This is a genomic window from Nocardia donostiensis (assembly GCF_002081715.1).
GTDB lineage: Bacteria > Actinomycetota > Actinomycetes > Mycobacteriales > Mycobacteriaceae > Nocardia > Nocardia donostiensis.
This window is the reverse complement of sequence record NZ_MUKP01000115.1, coordinates 1-1,939: the sequence shown is the minus strand read 5'-3', so window position 1 is coordinate 1,939 and position 1,939 is coordinate 1. Positions and strand designations below refer to the sequence as shown.

At 67.4% G+C, this 1,939-nt stretch carries 3 protein-coding genes; 1 reads left to right on the top strand and 2 read right to left on the bottom strand.

Features of this window, described 5'->3' with window-relative positions; genetic code table 11:
• Positions 1 to 656 (bottom strand): PH domain-containing protein (locus B0T44_RS26165; protein WP_176219251.1); only part of this gene is annotated, 656 nt, incomplete at its 3' end.
• The gene (locus tag B0T44_RS26160) at positions 653 to 1,150 is read right to left on the bottom strand and encodes a PH domain-containing protein (protein WP_077114768.1); all 498 of its coding nucleotides are present in this window, start codon (positions 1,148 to 1,150) and stop codon (positions 653 to 655) included. The genes B0T44_RS26165 and B0T44_RS26160, both read right to left, overlap by 4 nt.
• Positions 1,151 to 1,305: 155 nt before the next feature.
• Between B0T44_RS26160 and B0T44_RS26155 the strand changes: the two genes are divergently transcribed.
• Positions 1,306 to 1,939: radical SAM protein (locus tag B0T44_RS26155; RefSeq protein WP_139795381.1), on the top strand; the 634-nt coding region annotated here is incomplete at its 3' end.

Genomic DNA, 1,939 nt, shown 5'->3' with positions numbered 1-1,939 from the left:
ACATCGCCGAGGCCGTATTGGAAGGCGACACCGAGCACCGGCACCACGATCGCGAAACCGGTCAGCGACAGCGGTGCATAACGAACCCAGCTCGGCCGCCAATTGGCGATTTCCTGCCCGCCGTCCGGGGCGGAAAACCCGCTCGGGGAAGGGGATTCGGCTGCGGAATCATCGAGTTCTCCTGCGGGCCGATCGGCCGCGACATGCGGCGCCCTGGTGTGGGCGAGCAAGGTGGCGCGTAGCTGCGGGACCACCCGGGAATCCAGGGAATCGAGGGTGAATTTGTCCCCGGATTCGGCCTGCTGCCCGGTGCCGATCACCACCACCGACAATCCGAGAACCCGATGCAGTAGATCGGATTCGATATCCACCGAACGAATTCGCGAGCGCGGCACCGACAATTCCCGGCGCTGCAGCAAACCTGTCCGCAATTCCACATGGGTCGGCCCGACCCGGTAGGTGGTGGTGAACCAGCGGGTGACCGCGTAACCGAGGATCGCCGCCAGCGCCAGAATGCTCCACAGCGGATTACCGCTGCTGGTACCGAGAATCACGGTACCGAGCAGCACCGGGATGAACTTGACCACCTCGGTCACCGGATGCACGAGCAGCATCCGCCGATCCAGCCGCGACCACGGCGCCTCGGGGCCGGTCATGTCGCATCCCCACGATGCCGGGCAGCGATCTCGGTCAACCGGATCACCGTCTGCTCGGCCATCGGCAGATCGAGTTCGCTGATCTGCACCGCACCCGCCGACGACGCGGTGGTCACGGTGACCGTGGCCAACCCGAACAGCCGCTCCAGCGGACCGCGTTCGGTGTCGACGGTCTGCACCCGGGAAATCGGGGCCACCCGGCTCTCCTGGGTGAGCCAGCCGACCCGGGTGTACACCGCATCGTCGGTGACCTCCCAGCGGTGCACCCGATACCGCCACCGCGGCACAACACCGACCCCGATCACCGCCGCCGCCAGCAGCACCACCAGCGCCGTGAGCTGCGCGGATCGGTGTCCGGGATCCAGCACACCCCACACGATCAGCGCGGCAAACGGAACGATCCAGGCCAGCGCGGCCTGCACGGCCCACAGCGTGATGGCTCGCGGACTGGGACGCCAGGCGGGTTCGGCCATGATCGTGCGCGGCTGAGACATATCTGTCATGGTCCCATGACAAGATCGCCCGCGGATCGGCGCGCGGCACATCCGAGCCCGGTTCACCGGCTGTGACCTGGCCGGAATAGCGCGGTCCGAGCGGCGGTTGTCACCGCTGTCGAGCCTGGAGGGAGACAGTTCGGGATGTGTGGCGCATGATCGAGGGCGTGATCGACCTACCGAAACCGACCGTACCCACCGCACCGCCAACCCCGTCGGCCATGCGCCGGGCGCTGCGGCGGGCGCGCGACGGGGTCACGTTGAATGTCGATGAGGCCACGGTGTTGTTGCACGCCCGTGACGCCGACCTGACCGAGCTGTCCCGCAGCGCCGCCCGGGTGCGCGACGCCGGGCTCGCCTCGGCGGGCAGGCCGGGCAGCATCACCTATTCACGCAATGTGTTCATCCCGTTGACGCATCTGTGCCGGGACAAATGCCATTACTGCACGTTCGTCACCGTGCCGGGCAAGCTGCGTGCCGAGGGACGCGGCATGTTCCTGGAACCGGACGAGGTTCTGGATATCGCGCGGCGCGGCGCCGCCCTTGGCTGCAAGGAAGCGCTGTTCACTCTGGGAGACCGCCCGGAGGCGCGCTGGCCGGAGGCCGCCCAGTGGCTCGACGAACGCGGCTACGACTCCACGCTGGACTATCTGCGCGCGGTGTCGATCCTGGTGCTGGAGGAGACCGGCCTGTTGCCGCATCTGAATCCCGGAGTGATGTCGTGGGAGGAGATCTCGCGGCTCAAACCGGTCGCTCAGTCGATGGGCATGATGCTGGAGACCACTGCGA